Annotated in this window: 16 protein-coding genes; 8 read left to right on the plus strand and 8 right to left on the minus strand. The window is 70.8% G+C overall.

The window, feature by feature from the left end:
- The first annotated feature begins 120 nt into the window (after window positions 1–120).
- From ACZ4D5_RS40890 to ACZ4D5_RS40905, 4 genes are all read left to right on the plus strand, one after another.
- Complete coding sequence (locus ACZ4D5_RS40890) at window positions 121–1,347, plus strand: MFS transporter (protein ID WP_467777580.1); 1,227 nt, start codon at window positions 121–123, stop codon at window positions 1,345–1,347.
- 77 nt (window positions 1,348–1,424) lie between these two features.
- A complete protein-coding gene (locus ACZ4D5_RS40895; RefSeq protein ID WP_467777581.1) occupies window positions 1,425–2,819 on the plus strand; it encodes a uracil-xanthine permease family protein in 1,395 nt (464 codons plus the stop codon).
- Window positions 2,820–3,040: 221 nt separating this feature from the next.
- Window positions 3,041–4,225, plus strand: a complete 1,185-nt coding sequence (locus ACZ4D5_RS40900) for a Cmx/CmrA family chloramphenicol efflux MFS transporter (RefSeq protein WP_467777582.1) — start codon at window positions 3,041–3,043, stop codon at window positions 4,223–4,225.
- 186 nt (window positions 4,226–4,411) lie between these two features.
- Window positions 4,412–5,116 carry a DUF5995 family protein gene (locus ACZ4D5_RS40905; protein ID WP_467777583.1) on the plus strand — a complete coding sequence of 235 codons (705 nt, stop codon included), beginning with the start codon at window positions 4,412–4,414 and terminating at the stop codon, window positions 5,114–5,116.
- Between the two features lie 92 nt (window positions 5,117–5,208).
- Here the strand turns inward: ACZ4D5_RS40905 and ACZ4D5_RS40910 are convergent, their stop codons facing one another.
- Both ACZ4D5_RS40910 and ACZ4D5_RS40915 read right to left on the minus strand, forming a co-directional pair.
- Window positions 5,209–6,906 (minus strand): flavin monoamine oxidase family protein, encoded by a 1,698-nt coding sequence (locus ACZ4D5_RS40910; RefSeq protein ID WP_467777584.1) that lies wholly within the window; start codon window positions 6,904–6,906, stop codon window positions 5,209–5,211.
- 60 nt (window positions 6,907–6,966) lie between these two features.
- Window positions 6,967–7,764: a carbon-nitrogen hydrolase family protein gene (locus ACZ4D5_RS40915; RefSeq protein ID WP_467777585.1), complete on the minus strand. Its 798-nt coding sequence runs from the start codon at window positions 7,762–7,764 to the stop codon at window positions 6,967–6,969.
- Between the two features lie 359 nt (window positions 7,765–8,123).
- Here ACZ4D5_RS40915 and ACZ4D5_RS40920 point away from each other — a divergent pair, with 359 nt between their 5' ends.
- Together ACZ4D5_RS40920 and ACZ4D5_RS40925 are read left to right on the plus strand one after the other, a co-directional pair.
- Complete coding sequence (locus ACZ4D5_RS40920) at window positions 8,124–8,750, plus strand: Repetin (protein ID WP_467777586.1); 627 nt, start codon at window positions 8,124–8,126, stop codon at window positions 8,748–8,750.
- A 186-nt stretch (window positions 8,751–8,936) separates the two neighbouring features.
- Window positions 8,937–9,512, plus strand: a complete 576-nt coding sequence (locus tag ACZ4D5_RS40925) for a Repetin (RefSeq protein ID WP_467777587.1) — start codon at window positions 8,937–8,939, stop codon at window positions 9,510–9,512.
- Between the two features lie 84 nt (window positions 9,513–9,596).
- Here ACZ4D5_RS40925 and ACZ4D5_RS40930 read toward each other — a convergent pair whose 3' ends face one another.
- From ACZ4D5_RS40930 to ACZ4D5_RS40940, 3 genes are all read right to left on the minus strand, one after another.
- Complete coding sequence (locus ACZ4D5_RS40930; protein ID WP_055564807.1) at window positions 9,597–10,052, minus strand: Lrp/AsnC family transcriptional regulator; 456 nt, start codon at window positions 10,050–10,052, stop codon at window positions 9,597–9,599.
- Window positions 10,053–10,062: 10 nt separating this feature from the next.
- A complete protein-coding gene (locus tag ACZ4D5_RS40935; protein WP_467777588.1) occupies window positions 10,063–11,532 on the minus strand; it encodes an amino acid permease in 1,470 nt (489 codons plus the stop codon).
- A 320-nt stretch (window positions 11,533–11,852) separates the two neighbouring features.
- Entirely contained in the window at window positions 11,853–13,319 is a 1,467-nt protein-coding gene (locus ACZ4D5_RS40940) for a GuaB1 family IMP dehydrogenase-related protein (protein WP_467777589.1), read from the minus strand.
- Between the two features lie 498 nt (window positions 13,320–13,817).
- Here ACZ4D5_RS40940 and rfbA point away from each other — a divergent pair, with 498 nt between their 5' ends.
- Window positions 13,818–14,687, plus strand: coding sequence for a glucose-1-phosphate thymidylyltransferase RfbA (rfbA, locus tag ACZ4D5_RS40945; protein WP_467777590.1), 870 nt, complete (start codon window positions 13,818–13,820; stop codon window positions 14,685–14,687).
- 10 nt (window positions 14,688–14,697) lie between these two features.
- Complete coding sequence (gene rfbB / locus ACZ4D5_RS40950; protein WP_467777591.1) at window positions 14,698–15,672, plus strand: dTDP-glucose 4,6-dehydratase; 975 nt, start codon at window positions 14,698–14,700, stop codon at window positions 15,670–15,672.
- An 84-nt stretch (window positions 15,673–15,756) separates the two neighbouring features.
- Here rfbB and ACZ4D5_RS40955 read toward each other — a convergent pair whose 3' ends face one another.
- The 3 genes from ACZ4D5_RS40955 to ACZ4D5_RS40965 are packed head-to-tail and all read right to left on the minus strand — an operon-like array spanning window position 15,757 to window position 20,854.
- Complete coding sequence (locus ACZ4D5_RS40955) at window positions 15,757–17,310, minus strand: ATP-binding cassette domain-containing protein (protein WP_467777592.1); 1,554 nt, start codon at window positions 17,308–17,310, stop codon at window positions 15,757–15,759.
- Window positions 17,307–19,064 carry an ABC transporter ATP-binding protein gene (locus ACZ4D5_RS40960; RefSeq protein ID WP_467777593.1) on the minus strand — a complete coding sequence of 586 codons (1,758 nt, stop codon included), beginning with the start codon at window positions 19,062–19,064 and terminating at the stop codon, window positions 17,307–17,309. Before ACZ4D5_RS40960 ends, ACZ4D5_RS40955 begins: the two co-directional genes overlap by 4 nt.
- Window positions 19,061–20,854, minus strand: a complete 1,794-nt coding sequence (locus ACZ4D5_RS40965; protein ID WP_467777594.1) for a carbamoyltransferase family protein — start codon at window positions 20,852–20,854, stop codon at window positions 19,061–19,063. The genes ACZ4D5_RS40960 and ACZ4D5_RS40965 overlap by 4 nt, the downstream gene beginning before the upstream one ends.
- Window positions 20,855–20,969: the final 115 nt, after the last annotated feature.

Raw genomic sequence — 20,969 nt, forward strand, 5'->3', positions numbered from 1 at the left:
GGCCGGATCCTCCCACAGAAGGTCTTCTATTTATCAGGCAGGGTTCCTGATAGTTTACGTCGCCGAAGCGGGGCGGCACTGCCCCCTGTGTCGGGCAGCACTCGGGAGGGGCGGAGCGGAATGAGTGAAGTGGTCTACGACAAGCAGCGGTTGAAGCGGGCGCGCATCGCCGTCGCGGCCGTCTTCTGCGTGCACGGCGCGGTCGCGGGCTCCTTCGCGACCCGGGTGCCCTGGATCCAGGAGCACGCCGACGTCAGCGCGGGCAAGCTCGGCCTCGCCCTCGCCTTCCCCGCGATCGGCGCCTCCCTCGCGATGCCGCTCGCGAGCCGCATCAGCCACCGCTTCGGCGCCCGCAACGCGCTGCGCGGGCTGCTCGCGATGTGGACGCTCGCGCTGGTCCTGCCCTCGCTCGCGCCCAATCTGCTCACGCTCTGTCTGGCGCTCTTCGTGTACGGCGCGACCTCGGGCATGTCCGACGTGGCGATGAACGCGCTCGGCGTCGAGACCGAGAACCGCATGAAGAAGTCGATCATGTCGGGCCTGCACGGCATGTGGAGCGTCGGCGCCCTGATCGGCTCCGCGGCCGGCACGGTCGCCGCCCACCTCGGCGCGGACGCCCGGCTGCACCACGTGCTCGCCGCCGTCGCGCTCACCACGATCGGCCTCGTCGCCGTCCAGGGCGTGCTCGACCTGCAGCCGGAGCCCGAGGAGGAGGCGCCGCCGCGGTTCTCGCTGCCGCCCAGGTCGGCGCTGCTGATCGGCGCGGTCGGCTTCTGCGCGGTCTTCGCGGAGGGCGCGAGCCTGGACTGGTCGGCGGTCTATCTGCGGGACGTCCTGGACACGTCGGCCGGTGTCGCCGCCGCGTCCACCACCGGGTTCACACTCACCATGGCGATCGCGCGGCTCGTGGGCGACGCGGTGGTGAACCGGTTCGGGGCGGTGCGCACGGTGCGCGTCGGCGGGGTGCTCGCGGCGCTCGGCGGCCTCTTCGTCGTCCTCGCCCCGCACCCGGTCATGGCCATGGCCGGCTTCGCGCTGATGGGGCTCGGCATCGCGGTCGTGGTGCCGCTCGCCTTCGCCTCGGCCGGACGCAGCGGCCCCAACCCCAGCCAGGCCATCGCGGGCGTCGCGACCATCACGTACACGTCCAGCCTGATCGCCCCCTCCGCGATCGGCACGCTGGCCGAGGCGACGAGCCTCGTGACCTCCTTCGGCCTGGTGACGGCGCTCGCCTGCGGCCTCGCGGTCTTCGCCGGTGTCCTGCGCACGGACCGAGGTCCCGAACCCGCCGGGACGACCGTCCCGACCTCGGGACAGGTGAACCGCACCGGGGAGAAGTCGCACTGACGCCGCATTAACATGGCGTCGATCATTTCGGGCCATGCGACACGGCCCGGCTCAGCGCACAGAAAGCGACACTCACCATGGATCTCGGCGTGCGCTGGAGACTGCACGGCGACGGGCGCACCCCCGCCCCCGGCGCGGTCGTCCGCCCCGATGAGCGCCTCTCGTGGCCGCGGACCTTCGGGCTCGGCGCCCAGCACGTGGTGGCAATGTTCGGGGCATCTTTCGTAGCACCCGTACTCATGGGTCTGGACCCGAATCTGGCCATCATGATGTCGGGTGTCGCGACCGCCGTCTTCCTGCTCGCCACGCGCGGGCGTGTGCCCAGCTACCTGGGCTGCTCGCTCTCCTTCGTGGGCGTCGCCGCGGTCATCCGCGCGCAGGGAGGCTCCAGCGCGACGGTGACCGGCGCTGTCTTCGTCGTCGGTGCCGCGCTGTTCCTGGTGGGGCTCGCGGTGCAGCGGTTCGGGGCGCGGATCATCCACGCCGCGATGCCGCCGATCGTGACCGGCGCGGTCGTCATGCTGATCGGCTTCAATCTGGCGCCGGTCACCGCGGCGACGTACTGGCCGCAGGACCAGTGGACGGCCCTGCTGGTGATGCTGTTCACCGGACTGGCCGTGGTGTGCCTGCGCGGCTTCTGGTCACGCGTCGCGATCTTCCTCGGCCTGATCTTCGGCTATGCCGTCTCCTGGGTCTTCGACCAGGTCTTCGGCAAGATCCACTCGGCGGACGGCTCGGGCAAGGTCGTCGACCACTGGCGCCTGGACCTGTCCGCCGTCGGCAAGGCCGACTGGATCGGTCTGCCGTCCTTCCACGCGCCGAGCTTCGAGTGGTCGGCGATCCTCGTGGCGCTGCCCGTCGTCATCGCGCTGATCGCCGAGAACGCGGGCCACGTGAAGGCCGTCGGCGAGATGACCGGCGACAACCTCGACGACAAGCTCGGCACGGCGATCTCCGCCGACGGCGCCGCCTCCATGCTCTCCACCGCGGTCGGCGGCCCGCCCAACACGACGTACTCCGAGAACATCGGCGTGATGGCGGCCACCCGCGTCTACTCGACGGCCGCGTACTGGGCCGCGGCCTGCTTCGCGCTGCTCTTCGGGCTCTGCCCCAAGTTCGGCGCGGTCGTGGCCGCGATCCCGGGCGGCGTGCTCGGCGGCATCACCGTCATCCTGTACGGCATGATCGGCCTGCTCGGCGCGCAGATCTGGATCAACGCCGAGGTCGACCTGCGCAATCCGCTGAACCTGGTCCCCGCCGCCGCGGGCATCATCATCGGCGTCGGCGGCGTCTCGCTGAAGTTCACCGACAACTTCGAGCTGAGCGGCATCGCGCTCGGCACGATCGTCGTCATCACCGGCTACCACGTGCTGCGCGCGTTCGCCCCGCCGCACCTCAAGTCCCAGGAGCCATTGCTCGATTCGGGCACGTCGACGTACGACGAGCAGGACGCGCCGGGCAAGGAGCGTTAATCGGCTGGACGTGGTGCGCGTCCGCTGCCTAAGGTGCGCACCATGTCCACTCCCGAGTCCGACAGACTCCGGCCACCGGTCGTCCGGTGGCCTTTCGTGCGCTCGCGCTGACGCTTCCGCTGCCTTCTTGCAGCCGTCCGCGATTCCGGCACTCCCACCACCGGATCACCGCTCCCGTGTCCCGATCGTTTCGATCCACACCGTGGTTGCGGAGTTTCGCTGTGCCCTTTGCCATCTACCTCCTCGGACTTGCCGTGTTCGCGCAAGGCACCTCCGAGTTCATGCTGTCCGGCCTCGTCTCGGACATCGCCGCGGACCTGGACGTCTCCATTCCGTCCGCGGGCCACCTCACCTCGGCGTTCGCCGTGGGAATGATCGTCGGCGCGCCGCTGATGGCCGTCCTGAGCCGTCGCTTCTCGCGCCGCAGCGCCCTGTTGGCCTTCCTCGTCACCTTCCTTGTGGTCCATGTCGTCGGCGCGCTCACCACGAGCTTCGCGCTGCTGCTCACCACGCGCGTCGTGGGCGCCCTCGCCAACGCCGGGTTCCTCGCGGTCGCCCTGGTGACGGCCACGAGCATGGTCGAGCCGAACGCGAAGGGGCGCGCCGCGTCCGCGCTGCTCGGCGGCGTCACCCTCGCCTGCGTCGCGGGCGTGCCCGCGGGGGCGCTGCTCGGCCAGGCGTGGGGCTGGCGCTCGGCGTTCTGGGCCGTGGCCCTGATCTCCGTGCCCGCCGTGTTCGCCATCGCGCGGGCCGTACCCGCGGGTGCTCCCGACGCCGGCGGGCCGAGCGTGCTCGGTGAGCTGCGTGCCCTGCGCGGCCCGCGGCTCCTGGTGACGCTGCTGCTCGGCGCGCTGGTGAACGGCGCGACGTTCTGCACGTTCACCTATCTGGAGCCGCTGGTCACCAACGTGACCGGCCTCGGCTCCAGTTGGGTGCCGGTGGTGCTCGCGCTGTTCGGCATCGGCTCGTTCGTCGGCGTCGGCGCGGGCGGCCGCGTCGCCGACGCACGGCCCCTGCCGCTCCTGGTGTTCGGCTCGCTCGCGCTCCTCGGCGGCTGGGTGCTGTTCGCGGTGACGGCCGCGCACACGGAGGCCGCGGTCGTGCTGGTCCTCGTGCAGGGCGCGCTGTCGTTCGGCGTCGGGTCCACGCTCATCTCCCAGGTGTTGTACGCGGCCACCGACGCGCCCAACCTGGCGGGCGGGTTCGCCACGGCCGCGTTCAACGTGGGCGGTGCGCTCGGCCCGTGGGCCGGTGGGCTCGCGATCTCCGCGGGGCTCGGCTACCGCTCGCCGCTCTGGGTCAGCGCGCTGCTCGTGGCGCTCGCCCTGGTCGTCGGCGGCGCCGCGCTCGGCCTGCGGCAGCGCACCCCCGCGCCCGCCGCGGCTCCGTCGCGCGCCAACTCGTAGGCGTAGCCCGGGGTGAAGGTGCCGGGCGAGCCCTCGCAGCCGTCGGACTCGCCCGGCACCCCATGCCCACAGATCCCCCGAGCCCCCGGACACCCCGCACGACAGGTGCGGCGGCCGTTCCCTCGTTTCGGGGAAGCCTCCGGTGCGCTGGCGCCCCGGCAAGCCCAGGGCTGGGACCCTGCCCCCATGGCGCAGTTGGAGCGGTTCGCAGAGACCAGGACCCCGGCGAGCGGGGTCGACGGCGTGGTGGCGCGGATGCGCGCGCTCGGCGACGACTGGCCGCCGCGCGACGGGGTCGCCGTCTTCAACCGCGTCTATCTCTCGGTCACCGAGGAGGTCGCGCGCCGCATCCACCTCGGCGCGTTCCCGGACGCGCACGCGGCGACCACGCTGGACGTCCGGTTCGCCGAGCGCTATCTCAGGGCGGTGGACGCGGCGGCCGAGGGGCACCGCCCGCCCGCCTGCTGGCGCCCGCTGTTCCAGTACCGGCGCCATCCCGGCGTACGCCCGCTCCAGTTCGCGCTCGCGGGCATCAACGCGCACATCGGGCACGACCTGGCGCTGGCCCTCGTGGACTCCTGCCGCGCGCTCGGCTGCGAACCGGCCGAGCTGGAGGACGAGTTCGACCGCGTGGGCGACGTCCTGGTGTCGCTGGAGGAGCGCATCCGCGAAGAGCTGATGCCCGGACCGGACCTCCTCCAGATCGGTGATCCCCTGACCCACCTGGCCGGTTCCTGGAGCCTGGAGCGCGCCCGCGACGGCGCGTGGGCGGCGGCGAGGACCCTGTGGGCGCTGCGCGATCTGCCGGGCGTCGCCCAGGAGTTCGGGGAGCGGCTCGACGGGGCGGTGGGCCTGGTGGGCCGCATCCTGCTGACACCGCTGCCGGACTGATCCGGCGCCCCGAAGGGGCGCGGGGAACTGCGCGACCAGCCATGACGGGCCCGCAGACTCCCGCGCGCCCCGGAACGCCACGGCGCGACCGGTCAGTCCTCCGGCAGCTCCACCGGCGCGATCTCGTCGTACACATCGCCCGGACCGGGGTTCGTCGCGTCCGTTCCGCCGCCGAAGTGGTGCATCACGCCCCACACCGCGTTCAGCGCGGTCTGGATCGCGCCCTCGGCCCAGCCCGCCGTCCAGGAGATGTCGTCGCCCGCGAGGAAGATGCCGCGCTTGTCCTCGGGGAGGCGGTCCTGCATGAAGTGGGTGAACAGGCGCCGCTGGTAGCGGTAGTGGCCCGGCAGGTTCGCCTTGAACGCGCCCATGAAGTAGGGCTCGTTCTCCCAGGAGACCGTCACCGGGTTGCCGATGATGTGCTTCCTGATGTCGACCTTGGGGTAGATCTCGCCGAGCGACTTGAGCATGACCTCCATGCGCTCGTTCGCCGACAGCGGCAACCACTTGAGGCTGTCGTCGCACCAGGTGTACGAGAGACAGATGACGGCGGGCTTGTCCGGCCCGTCGTCCAGCAGGTACGTACCGCGCGTCATCCGGTCGGTGAGCGTCATCGACATGACGTCACGGCCGGTCTCCTCGTCCTTGTCCAGCCAGAACGGCCGGTCCACCGGCACGAAGAGCTTCGAGGACTCCATGTAGTGGGTCCGCTCCATCGCCGTCCAGTGGTCGATGGGGAAGAGCGAGTCGTCGCAGTCGATCTTGGAGAGCAGCATCCACGACTGGGCGGTGAAGATCGCCGCCTGGTAGGTGCGGATGTCGCCCGAGGAGTCGGTGACCGTGATGCGGTTGCCCGCGGTGCGGTTGAGGCGGGTCACGGCGGGCTTGGGCGCGCCGTCCTCGTGCAGGGACTTCAGGGACGTGCCGAGCGCCCAGTGCACGATCTTCCGCGGCTCGCGCTCCCACAGGCGAAGGGGCAGCTGCTGGCTGCCGCCGACGATGCCGCGGTGGTGGTCGTCGGCCTCGGTGTAGACGACGCGCAGGATCTCCAGGATGGAGTTGGGGAAGTCGGTGTCCCAGCCGCCCGTGCCGAAGCCGACCTGGCCGAAGATCTCGCGGTGCCGGAAGGACTTGAAGGCCTCGGAGTCGCAGAGGAAGCCGTAGAAGGTCTGGTTGTCGAGCTTCTCGACGAGCCTCGACCAGATCTCGCGGATCTTCGGGACGTCGCGCTCGCGCAGGGCGCGGTTCATGTCGGAGAAGTCCGCGCCCTCCTCCAGACAGGCGTTCCAGGCGTTCATCACGTCGCGGTAGACCTGCGGCAGGTCGTCGACGGTGGTGGCGTAGTGCGACTCGCCCTTGAGGTCGACGACCGTCGAAGGGGTCGACTCCGCGAGGGGGTTGGGGAACGCCTTGGTCTTCAGGCCCACCAGGTCGATGTAGTGCTGCAGCGCCGTCGAGGACGGCGGGAAGCGCATCGCGCCCATCTCGGCGGTCAGTTCGTCGGTGCCGGTGCCCTCGAAGCCGACGGTGCGCAGCCGGCCGCCGATCTGGTCGGCCTCGTAGACGACGGGCTTGAGGCCCATCTTCATCAGTTCGTACGCGGCGACGATGCCGGACAGGCCGCCGCCGATGACGGCGACCTCGGTGCCGTGCTCGGTCGCGGGTATCTGGCCGAGGCCCGCGGGGTGCGCGAGGAAGTCGTCGTACGCGTAGGGGAAGTCCGGACCGAACATGGTGATCGGCGGCTGCGCGTCGGTGTGCTGGACGGCGGTGGGCACCGTGGACGTCATGGGGTACGGACTCCTTGCGGGGAACTGGGGAAGCAGGCTGCGGGGGCGGAGGCTCGGGACTCAGCCGAGCGACGCGTACAGGCCGGGGCGGCGGTCGCGCAGGTACGGGTTGCTCTCGCGGGACGCGGCGAGGAACTCCGGGTCGACGTCGCCGATGACCAGCTCGTCGCCGCGGCCGGCGCGGGCGCGCGCGATGCCGTCGGGTCCGGCGAGCGTGGAGAGCCCGACGAACTCGAACTCCCCTTCCTGGCCGACCCGGTTGACGTACGCGACGTACATCTGGTTCTCGAAGGCGCGCACCGGCACGACGGACTCGGCGACGAACTGGAAGGGGTGCATCTGCGCGGTGGGGACGACCAGGAGGTCGGTGCCCGCGAGCGCGTGCGCGCGGACGTTCTCCGGGAACTCCACGTCGTAGCAGATCATGATGCCGACGCGTACGCCGCCCAACTCGGCCTGCACCACCGGCTGTTCACCTGGGGTGAAGGAGGCGCGCTCGAAGTCGCCGAAGAGGTGGGTCTTGCGGTAGTTCGCCAGGCGGGTGCCGTCGGGGCCGATCAGCTGGGCGGAGTTGAAGACGGCCTCCCCCGCGCGCTCCGGGTAGCCATAGACGACGCCGACCCCGTGGCGCGCCGCGATCTCGGCGATCGCCTTCGCGGACGCGCCGTCGGCGGGCTCGGCCAGGCGGGCGATGTCGTCACCGATCGCGTACCCGGTGAGGAACAGCTCGGGGGCCACGAGCAGCCCGGCGCCCGCGGCGGCGGCGCGCCGCGCGGCCCCGTCGAGCGCCGTGAGGTTCTCGGCGACGGATCCGAGCTGCCCTGAGCTCTGGAGCAGGGCGGTGCGCAGCGCAGGCATGGCGGAACCTCAAGGCGTACGAAGGGTCTGGTGGGGTCCGTATGACGGTACGGTCGGCGGCCGTGCCCGGACAAGGCGCGAGCGTTGCGGGCAGATGCTTGATCCGTTGCGCGCCGGGGCCCTGATGCGGTGATTCGTTGCGCGGCCCGGTGCGGGCCGGACAACGGGTGCCGGGCGGCCGGGCCGTGCGGCCTGGGTATCACCGGTGTCCACCCTGAGGCGCAGGGCGGGCCCTGCGCCGTCCGCCGCGCGGCGGAGGCCGGGAGCCGCCCGTGGCCCGACGTGCCGTACCCCCCTTCCGCGAGAGCGTGTTCTCACCCGGAGAGGCCGGGCGAACACCCGCAGACGGAGGACTTGCCGTGAACCGCAGCACCGCCACCCGCACCCTCAGGCACCGCCACGCCATCGCCGTCGGTGCGGCGCTCCTCATGACGGCCGGGGCCGCCGGTGCGGCCGTCGCGTCCGGCGACGACGCGGCGCACCCCCGCACGGCGCACACCGCCCAGCGGGCCGAGCCGCACGAGGCAGCCGCGCTCACCGGTTCGGCGAAGATGTACCGCAAGACCACGGAGGATGTGACGTTCACGTTCGACGCGCATCTGGCGGCCGAGGACAAGAACGACCCCAATCAGGCGACCGGCACCTTCCGCTTCGAGCACCTCGACAAGCCCGGCGGCGAGGGCGCCTGGGCGAAGGGCCGCATCGACTGCCTGATGACGGGCGGCAAGGTGGCCACGGCCACCGGGATCATCACCGAGACGGACAGTCCCGAGGTCAAGGGCAAGCGGGTCGGCTTCACCGTCCACGACACGGGCAAGGGCCGGCAGGACCGGGTCGGCTACAGCTGGGCCGCGTACGGCGCCACGAAGGGCCAGCCGGACACCCTGGCCAAGTGCGCGAGCTCGGCCCCGTACGAGAAGGTCAGGAAGGGCACCGGCGACTTCGAGGTGCTGCCCTGGAAGTTCGACTACCCGACCGGCGGCTGATGACCGGGGAGTCGCCCGGACGGGGGTCGGGCGACTCCTCCCCGGGGAGGGTGCGGCGACCGGCGCACCCCGCCGCGCGGCGGAGGCGGTCACCGCCTCGTGTGCGATGTGCGGGGCTCCGGCACACGGAAGTGTTGATGCCGCCCGGAGGGACCGGGCGACATCACCGCAGACGGAGGACCTCCCATGAGCGCCGAGCGCCGCCGCATCACCCGCACACGTGCCGCTGTCCTGGGGGCGGTGGCCCTGCTCCTGCTCACCGGCGGAGCGGCGGCCTCGACCGCGGCCGCGGACTCGCCCCTGCACGTCCGCGAGGCCGCGCTGACCGGCACCGCGATGATCGACCGGCCGAAGGGCGACGAGATCACGTTCACCTTCGACGCCCATCTGCCCTACGCGGACAGGAAGGACCCGGGCAAGGCCCGCGGCACCATCAGGTTCAGCCACTACGTGGAGGAGCTGAACTGGGGCGGCGCCGGCGAGGCGAAGGTGGACTGCCTGTTGACCGGCGGGAAGGTCGCCACGGTCTCCGCGGTGGTCACCAAGGCGGACGGCGATCTGAAGAACACGGTGGGCAAGCGGGTCGGCCTCACCGTCCACGACCGGGGCGAGCAGGACGGCTTCGGCTACAGCTGGGCGATGGTGGGCCTGCCCAGCGAGCTCCCTGACGACATGCCCAAGTGCGTGAGCGCGGCCCCGTTCGAGAAGACGAGGCCGGGCAGCGGCACGTTCCACGTGCGGCCGATGGACCAGCGGCCGTAAGGGGAGGCACCCCGTCGGGGAAGGCGCCCCGTCAGGGGCGCGGGGAACTGCGCGACCAGCCACAGAAGACCCGCACCAGAAAAACTACGCAGGCGACCCCGAAGAAAACCGCCGCATCAAAGGCGAAAGCACCAGCACGGACTTCGTCCGCTCCACGAACGGTTCCCCCGCGATCCGCTCAAGCACCCGCTCGAAATGCCGCATATCGGCGGCGAAGACCTGGACGATCGCGTCCGCGTCCCCGGTCACGGTGGACGCGGACGCGATCTCCGGATACCGCTCGAGACCCCGCTGGATCGCCTCCGGCGAGGTGTTCCGGCGACAGTAGATCTCGATGAACCCCTCGGTCTCCCAACCGAGGGCCGCGGGGTCCACCCGCACCGTGAAGCCCGTGATAGCGCCCGTGGCCCGCAGCCGGTCCACGCGCCGCTTCACGGCGGGCGCGGAGAGCCCGACCAGCTGGCCGATGTCGGCGTAGGAGCGGCGGGCGTCCTCGGCGAGGGCGTGCACGATGCGTTCGTCGAGATCGTTCAGTCGCACGGGGGGTGGATCACTTCTCTGCTGTGGCCAATCGGGAGCGGCGCATGCCGTACAGGAAGTAGAACACGAGGCCGACGGCCATCCAGACACCGAACACGACCCAGGTCACGGAGTCGAGGCTGAACATGTTGTACGCGCAGAAGCCGAAGCCGAGGACCGGGAAGAGCCAGCCGAGCGGCACGCGGAAGGTGCGCGGCATGTCCGGGCGGGTCCTGCGCAGCACGATCACGGCGATGTTGACCAGACCGAAGGCGAAGAGCGTGCCGATGCTGGTGGCGTCGACGAGCTTGCCGAGCGGGATGACGGAGGCGAGCGCGCCGCAGAACAGGGAGACGATGACGGTGTTCACGCGGGGCGTGCCCGTCTTCTTGCTGACCTTGCCGAACGTCTTGGGGACCAGGCCGTCGCGGGACATGGCGAACAGGACGCGGGTCTGGCCGTAGAGGACGGTCAGGACGACGGAGGCGATGGAGATGACCGCGCCCGCGGCGAGGATCGTGCCCCACATGTGCTGGCCGCTGACGTCGTTCATGATCGCGGCGAGCGTGGCCTCGGAGCCCTCGAAGTCCTTCCAGTTCCAGGCGCCGACGGCGACGGCGGCGACCAGGACGTAGAGGGCGGTGACGATGACCAGCGACAGCATGATCGCGCGGGGCAGGTCGCGCTGCGGGTTCTTCGCCTCCTCACCGGCGGTGGAGGCGGCGTCGAATCCGATGTACGAGAAGAAGAGGCTCGCGGCGGCGGCGCTGACGCCTGCGGTGCCGAGCGGCATGAAGTCGGAGTAATTGCCGGACTTGAAGCCCATGAAGCCGATGGCGCAGAAGAGCACGAGCGCGGCGATCTTCACGATGACCATGATCGTGTTGGCGAGCGCCGACTCCTTGGCGCCGCCGAGCAGGAACACCATGGCGAGCAGCACGACGAGCAGGCCGGGCAGGTTGATGATGGCGCCGTCGACCTCGCCGGGCGCCGCGGAGAGCGCGTCGGGAATGGTGACGCCGATGGTGCCGTCGAGGAGCTCGTTCAGGTACTCGCCCCAGCCGACGGCGACGGCCGCGACCGAGACGCCGTACTCCAGGACCAGGCACCAGCCGCAGACCCAGGCGACGAGTTCACCCATCGTTGCGTACGCGTACGAGTAGGAGGAGCCCGCGACCGGTATGGAGCCGGCCAGTTCGGCGTACGAGAGGGCCGAGAAGAGGGCCGTGAGTCCGGCGATCACGAAGGAGATCGTGACGGCGGGCCCGGCCTTGGGGACGCTCTCGCCGAGGACGACGAAGATGCCGGTGCCGAGCGTGGCACCAATGCTGATCATGGTCAGCTGCCACATGCCGAGGGAGCGCCGGAGCTGGCCGCCCTCGCCGTGGCCACCCTCCGCGACCAGGAGTTCCACCGGCTTGCGGCGCATGAGACGGCCGGCGAGGCCAGGGCTGCCCGAGGGGCTTGGGCGGTTCTGCGGGGGTGCGCCTTGGTCGAGCACGCGCTGGCTCCTTCATCGCTGCCGGTCAGGGCGGCGAGGACCCATGGTGCCCGCGACTGACGACGGGAACCACCGAGCAGGCGGTCCCCGCCACACCACGTTCAGCGGATGACTCTAGAGGCAGCGGCTTCCCGACCGTAACGCAGCACCCTTGCGCACCCCCGGACGATCATTGCGCACTTCGGTCATATACGTCGCTTCGTTGCGCGGTCCGTTTCGTCCGTTGCGCGCCCGGGCGCCCCGGGCGCTGTCGGCACTCCGTCGAACAAGCGGTGGCGGCGACCCGCGCCCCCTGAGGGGCGCGGGGAACCGCGCGACCCCTAGCTCCAGCTGGCGTGCAGCGGCTTGCCCTCCGCGTAACCCGCCGCGCTCTGGATGCCGACCGTCGCCCGCTCGGAGAACTCCTCCAGGGAGCCCGCGCCCGCGTACGTGCAGGAGGAGCGGACGCCCGCGATGATCGAGTCGATCAGGTCCTCGACGCCCGGACGGGCCGGGTCGAGGAACATGCGGGAGGTCGAGATGCCCTCCTCGAAGAGCGCCTTGCGGGCGCGGTCGTAGGCCGACTCCTCGCTGGTGCGGTTGCGCACCGCGCGGGCCGAGGCCATGCCGAAGGACTCCTTGTAGGCGCGCCCCTGGGCGTCGTGCTGGAGGTCGCCCGGCGACTCGTACGTGCCCGCGAACCAGGAGCCGATCATCACGTTCGACGCGCCGGCGGCCAGCGCCATGGCGACGTCGCGCGGGTGGCGGACACCGCCGTCGGCCCAGACGTGCTTGCCGTACTTCTTGGCCTCGGCGGCGCACTCCAGGACGGCGGAGAACTGCGGCCGGCCGACGCCGGTCATCATGCGGGTGGTGCACATGGCGCCGGGGCCCACGCCGACCTTGATGATGTCGGCGCCCGCGTCGACGAGATCCTTGACGCCCTCGGCGGCGACGATGTTGCCCGCGACGATCGGGACCTGCGGGTCGAGCGCGCGCACGGCCTTGACCGCGGCGATCATCGACTCCTGGTGGCCGTGCGCGGTGTCCACGACGAGCGTGTCGACGCCCGCGTCGAGCAGCTGCTTGGCCTTGCCCGCCACGTCGCCGTTGATGCCGACGGCCGCGGCGATGCGCAGGCCGCCCTTGGCGTCGACGGCCGGGGTGTAGAGGGTCGCGCGCAGGGCGCCCGTGCGGGTGAGGATGCCCGCGAGACGGCCGTCCTTGTCCACGGCGGGGGCGTACCTGCGGTTGGCGCCGTCCAGCTTGTTGAAGGCGTCCCGCGGGTCGATGTCGGCGTCCAGGAGGAGCAGGTCCTTGGACATGACCTCGGAGAGCTGCGTGAAGCGGTCCACGCCGCTCAGGTCGGCGTCCGTGACGACACCGACGGGCTTCTGGTCGGCGTCGACGACGACACCGGCGTTGTGCGCGCGCTTGGGCAGCAGCGCGAGCGCGTCGGCGACGGTCTGCGACGGGGCCAGGACGATGGGGGTGTCCAGGACGTGGTGGCGCGTCTTGACCCAGGAGACGACCTCGGTGACGACCTCGATCGGGATGTCCTGCGGGATGACGACCATGCCGCCGCGGCGGGCCACGGTCTCGGCCATGCGGCGGCCCGCGATGGCGGTCATGTTGGCCACGACCAGCGGGATCGTGGTGCCGGTGCCGTCGGGCGAGGAGAGGTCGACGCCCTGGCGCGAGCCGACGGCGGAGCGCCTCGGGACCATGAAGACGTCGTCGTACGTCAGGTCGTAGGGAACCGGAGGACTCGATACATGCCGACCCGTACCGGGCTCAAGAAAACGCATAAGTCTCACATTTTCACGCGAAACGGCGCAGGTCACTCCCACAAAGGCACAGCAAAACGCCCCCGACCATGTGTGGTCCTCCAAAGAGGCTACGGGGGCTGATGCGCAGGACAGTGGACCTGCCTTACGTCGAAAGGCTACCCGAGGCCGCACGGAACGGCGAGCGGACGGGATCCCACCCTTCCCGGGCCCCCCGCGGCGGGGGCGGCAAGGGCCGCGGCCGCGAGCGGCAGGGGCCGGAGCGAGGGCCGAAAAGGACGAAGGCAACATGCCTGAGCAAGAACGGAGTTGAGATATCCATGTTTACAACTGGACGAGTCAGGAGTCACATTGACAGCGACGATCACGCGAGCCTACGCTCGCGCTTGAACAACGGTAAGATAACGCCGCTTTGAGCGCGTGTCAGCGGCATCCGAAGTGGATGTGACCGCACCCAACCTCCCGGCCACCCTTCGGAAACGTCCAGTCCACCCAGCCGTTTACGGAGATATTGGTCGCATGAAGGGCATTATTCTGGCCGGGGGCAGCGGCACCCGGCTCTACCCGTTAACGTATGCCGTGTCGAAGCAGATACTCCCGGTGTACAACAAACCCCTGATCTATTACCCGCTCTCGGCGCTCATGCTGGGCGGCATACAGGACATCCTCGTCATTTCATCCCCGCGGCATCTGGGCACTTTCCGCGACCTCCTCGGCGACGGCAGCCAGCTCGGCCTGAACATAGAATACGCCGAGCAGGCGGAGCCGAACGGAATCGCCGAGGCATTCGTCATCGGCGCGGAATTCATCGACAATGATGCCGTGACGCTCGTGCTCGGCGACAACATCTTCCACGGCCCCGGGCTCGGCAGAATGATCCAGGCCGAGACGCGGAACGTCGACGGCTGCGTTCTCTTCGGCTATTCGGTCGGGGATCCCGAGCGCTACGGCATCGGCGAGGTGGACGCCGACGGGCAGCTCGTCTCCCTGGAGGAGAAGCCCGCCTCCCCCCGGTCCAACCTGGCCATCACCGGCCTGTACGTGTACGGCAACGACGTCGTGGACGTGGCCAAGAACATCCGGCCCTCGCACCGCGGCGAGCTGGAGATCACCGATGTGAACCGCGTCTACCTGGAACAGGGCAGGGCCAGGATGGTCAACCTGGGACGCGGATACGCCTGGCTCGACACCGGCACCCATGACTCCCTCCTCCAGGCATCGCAGTTCGTGCAGACGCTGGAGCAGCGTCAGGGAGTACGGATAGCGTGTCTGGAGGAGATTGCTTTCCGTATGGGCTTCATTGACGCCTCGGCCTGTTATGACCTCGGCAGTCAACTGGGGAAAACCGACTACGGAAAATACCTGATGGAGATTTCCCGACAAGGCTGAAAGGCGTCCAGTGCGCATAGTTGTCACCGGTGGTGCCGGCTTCATAGGCTCGAACTTCGTCCGGCACGCGGTGCAGGGTGAATATCCGGCCCTCGCGGGAGCCGATGTGGTGGTGGTCGACAAACTCACCTACGCGGGCAGGAAGGAAAACCTCGCCCCGGTCCTCGACAACCCCTCGCTGCGTTTCGTGGCGGGCGACATCTGCGACGCCCCCCTGATGGGCGACGTACTGCGCGACGCCGATCTCGTCGTGCATTTCGCCGCCGAGTCGCACGTCGACCGCTCCATTTCCGGGGCCGAGGAGTTCGTGCGGACCAATGTGCTCGGGACGCAGACGCTCCTGACCGCCGCACTCGACGCCGGCGTGGGCAAATTCGTCCACGTATCGACCGACGAGGTGTACGGCTCGCTCGACGCCGAAGGAACGCCCTGGACGGAAGAGGAACCCCTCTCCCCCAACTCCCCTTATGCGGCGTCGAAGGCATCATCGGACCTGATGGCCCTCGCCTTTCACCGGACGCACGGACTGCCGGTCTGTGTCACCCGCGGGTCCAACACCTACGGCCCGTACCAGTATCCGGAGAAGATAATCCCGCTGTTCGTCTCCAACCTGCTGGCAGGGCGCAAGGTGCCGCTCTACGGGGACGGCGCGAACGTACGGGACTGGCTGCACGTCGACGACCACTGCCAGGGCATCGCGCTGGTGGCCGCGGGCGGCGAGCCCGGTGAGGTCTACAACGTCGGCGGCGGCACGGAGCTGAGCAACCGCGCGCTGACCGGGCGGCTGCTCGAACTGCTCGGCAAGGACGCGTCGATGGTGGAGCGGGTGGCCGACCGCAAGGGCCACGACCGGCGGTACGCGATGGACATCTCCAAGATCTCCGGCGCCCTCGGCTACAAGCCGGCGGTGCCGTTCGACGACGGGCTCGCGGCGACGGTCGACTGGTACCGGCAGCACCACGGCCTGTGGGCGGACGGCGCGTAACGCCCCCTGTTCCCCCGCGCGAACGGTGTCGGGCCACAGCTTCGAAGCTGTGGCCCGACACCGTCTTCGTCTGCGCGACGCCCGTCAGTTCTGCGCGGGCGTCCGCGGGGTGACACCGGTGCCCGAGGCCTCCACCAGGCTGTCGTACGGCGGGAGTTCAGCGCCGATGCCCGTGATCAGCCAGCTGGTGCGGTCCCGCGTGAGCTCCGCGAGCAGCTCGGCCAGCGGCGCGTCCGCGGTGAACGGGTCCGTCCCCGCGGTCGCGTCCACGACCACCAGCGACGGGTCGTCCCGCAGCGCCCGCAGCAGCGCGAGCCGCCAGCGGTCCCGCTCGGACAGCGGCGCTTCCTCCGCCACCGCTTCCTCCGCCACCGCGGCCCGCAGCCGGTCGAGCGCCTCGCGCACGCCGGGACGCTCCGCCGACTCCTCGGGGAAGGAGTCGAGCACCAGGGCCGCCTCCTCGCGGGTGAGGCCCGGGGCCCGCGGGGAGACCCGGGCGATGTGCCCCTCGACCGCGGACGGGGCGAGGGTGGTGACGTCCGTGCCGCCGATGCGCACCTGCCCGGAGGTCGGGGTGACATCGCCGGTCAGCAGGTCGCCGAGGAGCAGCCGGGTGCCGTCGGGGGTGCCGACGAGCGCCGTGGTGGTGCCGTCCGCGGTCTCGAACGAGACCCCGTCGAGCACCGCCGTGCCCTCGACCTGGAGGCTCACGCCGTCGAAGACGACGTCGGCGCGGCCGGGCCAGTCGGCGACGGGCAGGCCGTCCCGCGCCCCGCCCTCCTCGTGGGTGCCGAGGAGCTTGCCGATGCCGGCCATCACCTCGCGGGCGTTCATGATGGTGCTCGTCAGCAGGACGGCCTCCATCATGGGCCGGTACGTGAGCACCGCGAGGACGATGAGCGCGACGCCCTTGGTCCCCGAGAGACCGCCGTCCGCGGCCAGCGCGGCGCACACGCCGACGGCGGCGCAGGAGGCCAGCTCGACCACGCGCCACAGCAGCACCTCGCCGGTGGCGGTCAGGCCGTGGCCGCCGGAGTGCGGTGCGCCCGGACCCTCGTAGGTCCTGCGCAGCCACTCCGCCCCGTCGGGCTCCTCGCGCCGGACGAGCAGCCGGGCCACGAGGAGGGAGCACAGCGCGAGGACGACCAGACCGGCGGCCAGCGTCAGCGCGACGCGCACGTCGAAGAAGACGCTGATGACGATCACCGTCAGCGGGGTGACGACGGCCGCCGCCACCGGGCGCAGCACGTGTGCGGGCTGGCCCATCAGGACCACGACCGCGCTGCCGTCGAGCGCGGCGATCCGGTCGGAGTGACTCGCGTCGAGCGCCCGGTTGGGCAGCTTCTGCGTGCGCTCGGCGACCGCCCTGTGCAGGGTGGTCACCAGCTCGGCGCCCAGGTCGTTGCCCATCGGCACACTGCGGTGGTGGAGCACCGCGTACACCACGCCGACCGCCGCCATGGCGCCGATCCACGCCCACGGCACATCGGCGTCGGGCGTGAGCAGGTCCTCGGTGACCGGCACCACCAGGGCGAAGGCGATGCCCTGGATCACGGAGCAGACCAGCAGGAGCAGGCAGAGCGACCGCAGCGCCTGCTTCCCCGCGGTCCGCAGGAAGAGAGCGAGTACGGGCTTCATCGGGACACCTCCTGGGACGCCGCGGCTCCGGTGGATCCCGCGGGCGCCGTGGACAGGGCCGTGGAGCCCGCGGCGAGCCGCGCGTCCCCGGCCGGGTCGAACAGTCCGGCGTACGGTCCTTCGGGTCCCGCGAGCTCCTCGCGGGTGCCGGACGCGACGACCTTTCCCGCCTCGCTCACCACGATCCGCCCGTCGGCCACCACCGGCGAACCGGCGGCGACGACGACCACACAGGCCCGCTCGCGCAGTTCGGCGACCGCCGCCCGCAGGGTGTCCGGGTCGCCCGGGAAGGCGCGCTGGTCGAGCAGGACGACATCGCGGTCGGCGGCGAGCAGCCGGGCGAGCGCGAGCCGTTGGAGCTCGGGGTAGGACTGCGGCGCCTCGGTGCCCACGACCGCGTCGTAGCCACGCGGCAGCGCGGTGATCGACTCGTGGCAGCCGGCGGTGCGCGCGGCCCGCTCGGCCTCCTTGGCGTCGCCGTCGGCGCGGTCGGCGGTGATGTACGCGCCGATCGCTCCGATGACCACCGCGGGGTCGGCCTCGACCGCGGCGAACCGCTCCGCGGGGGTCTCCGCGGTGACCCGGTCGACGATCGCGTCGGCGTCCGCGTCGGTGGCGGCGACGACGGTCAGCACGCCCCGCTCGGGGAGTTCGAGGGCGGGGCCCGGGTCCTCCTGCGGCTCCGTCGCCTCCGCCTGCCGGTCCGCGTCCGGCGCCTCGGCGCCCTTCCCGGCGCCCTTCTCGGCGCCCTTCCCGGCGTCGGCCTTCGGCTTCGCGTCGCCGGGTCCTGCCGGCGCGCTCCCCGTGGCGAACTGCGTCAGGCGCGCCGCGGCCTTCTTGCCCTCGCCCACTTCCTCCAGGAAGTAGGTGATGGCCAGCAGGGGCGCGGCGAGTCCCGCGCCGAGCAGCAGGAACGGCACGAGGTCGGCCGGCGCCAGCGAGTCCGAGCGGATCAGCAGCGCGCCCCCGCACAGCACGAAGACGAGCACGGTCAGCGGCGAGAAGGCGATCTCCGCGAGGCCGCGGCCACCGAGCAGCGAACCGATGCGTACGCGGAAGAACTCGCTGAACTCGTCGGTGACGTCCGCGAGGCGGCGCGCCGAGGTCCGGGTGGCCTCGGCCGTGTCGGTCCGGGTGCCGACCGGGTTGACGCGCCGCGGCAGGGTGATGGTGGGCCGCACGGCGTCGATGCCGCCGATGCTCGCCGCGTAGTCGGTCGCCATCTCCTTGAAGAAGCGGGCGGAGATGAAACCGAAGACGGCGAAGCCCAGCAGGATCGGGGCCAGCGTGATGAGCGCCATCAGCCAGTCGACCCAGAACAGGTAGCCGATCGACAGGACGAACACCAGGACGGCCGAGAGGAGTTCGGAACCCGCCCGGCCGACCATCACGCCCATCGAGTGGATGTCACGGCCCAGGGTGGTGCCGTGCTCCTTCCAGTCGGCGTGCAGGGGACGGGCCGCGCGGGCGCCGCGCAGCCTGCCGGAGACGGCGAGGAGCAGGGCGTGCTGGGTGCGCGCCCCCGCCTCCTTGCTCAGGACGCGGCCCACCAGCTGGGCCACGAACCCGACGACCGCCGCGGCGGCGACCACGAGGACGAGCCGGCCGAGCCGGCCGCCGTCGGGGTCGCCGTCCAGCAGTTCCCTGCACACCTCGATGACGGCGAGGACGGGGCCGACCGTGGCCACCGCCCCGACCGCTTCCAGGACGAGCGCCGTACGGGCGCGCCAGGCGATTCCGGTGGGTGCGCTCATCGCTTGGTGACCAGGTAGTCGCCCAGGACCAGGTAGTCGATGTCGGTGCCGAGGAAGCACTCGACCGCGTCCTTCGGGGAGTTGACGACCGGCTCGCCCGCGACGTTGAACGAGGTGTTGACCAGGCACGGCACGTCGGTGCGCGCGGTGAACTCGCGCAGCAGCTCGGCCAGTCGGGGGTTGCTGTCGTCCGTCACGGTCTGGATGCGCGAGGTGGCGTCGACGTGCGTGGCGGCCGCGATGGTGTCCGTGTACTCGGGCTTCACCGGGAACACGAAGGTCATGTACGGAGAGCGCTCCTTCTTGCCCATCTCGAAGACCCTGGGCGCGTTCTCCTCCAGGACGATCGGGGCGAACGGGCGGAACGGCTCGCGGTGCTTGACGCGGGTGTTGATGACGTCCTTCATGTCCGCGTGGGACGGGTTGGCCAGGATGGAGCGGTTGCCGAGCGCGCGCGGGCCGTACTCGGTGCGGCCCTGGAACCAGCCGATGACGGTCTTGCCGCTGAGCAGTTCGGCGGTCTTCGCGACGATCGCGCCGTCGGCGTGCTCCTCCCAGGTGACGCGGTCGGTGTAGGCGTCCAGGGTGCCGAGGATCTCCTCGGCGGTGAACTCCGGGCCGAGGTAGGGCGTCTTCACGGGCACGAGCGGGACGTTCTTCTCGCGGACGACGTGGGCCGCGGCGCCGATGGAGACGCCGGGGTCGCTGGCTCCGAAGCTGACCTCGGCGCGCTCGAACGGCAGGTCCTCCAGGAGCTTGGTGTTGTTGACGCAGTTGAGCGCCACACCGCCCTCGTAGATGAGGTTGCGCAGGTCGGTGACGTCGGCGAGGGCGCGCAGCTGGTGCGCGGTGACCACTTCGAGTGCCTGCTGGGCGGCGCTCGCGACCCGGACCTGGAACTCGAACTCGGCGCGGTTGTCGTCGTTGCCGCCGAAGATCTCGTCGAAGAGGGGGAGGTAGGCGCGCGGGCCGCGCGGGTCGTTCGCCAGGGCCAGCGAGTAGCGCCCGGGTTCGTCGAGGGTGATGACGTGGTTCAGGAGCGGGTTGTCCTCCCGCGCCGGCGGCTCGCCGAACCCGCCGAGGCCCATGACCTTGTACTCGTCGTTGTTCGGGGTGAATCCGAGGTATCGCGTGATCTCGGCGAAGAGCTGGGCGATCGAGTTCGCGGAGTCGATCGTGAACTGCTCGAAGACCTTCACCTCGCCGTCGCGGACCTCGCCCATGATGGCGCTGTCCGCCTCGCCCTGGCCGTCGCTGATGATGAAGGCGGCGTCGTCGAAGCCGGCGAAGGTGCGGCCGCAGGCGAGGTGCGCGCGGTGGTGCGGGACGGTGATGAGCTTGTCCTCGGCCAGCTCGTGCCCGGTGTTGCGGGCGAAGTCCTCGAGGATCGCGGTCTTGCCGAGCATGCCGGTGTAGAGCTCGCCGAAGCCGGAGATGGCCTGGAACTTGTACTCGGGGGGTATGGGCGCATCGGCGATCTTGGAGATGGCGGTGTCGGCGAACTCCGGGCTGAACCGCCAGCCGAAGGCGTAGTAATCGACGTCGGCGAAGTCGAGCCCCGCCTGGTCGAGGACCCAGCGCATGGCGTTGATCGGGAAGGCGGTGGTCTTCTTCTGCCGGTTCATGCGCTCTTCCTCGACGGCGGCGACCAGCTTGCCGTCGATGAACAGGGACGCGGCCGCGTCGTGACCGAGGAAGCTGTGCCGATCGACGCTGTCCTGCGTATAGCCGTAGAGCTTGCCGAAGAGCTCGGCTGCGCGGGAGAAGCCGTTGTAACCAAGAACTATCACTGCACTGTCTCCTCTGGAGCACGGATCTCTGTGAGCCGCGGGGTGGTTGTCGTGCTGTGGCCGGTGGAAACGGCCGGAAAAGAGGCGGCGGACCGAACTGCCCGGTGCCGCCCGG

The organism is Streptomyces sp. NPDC025651 (assembly GCF_055558735.1).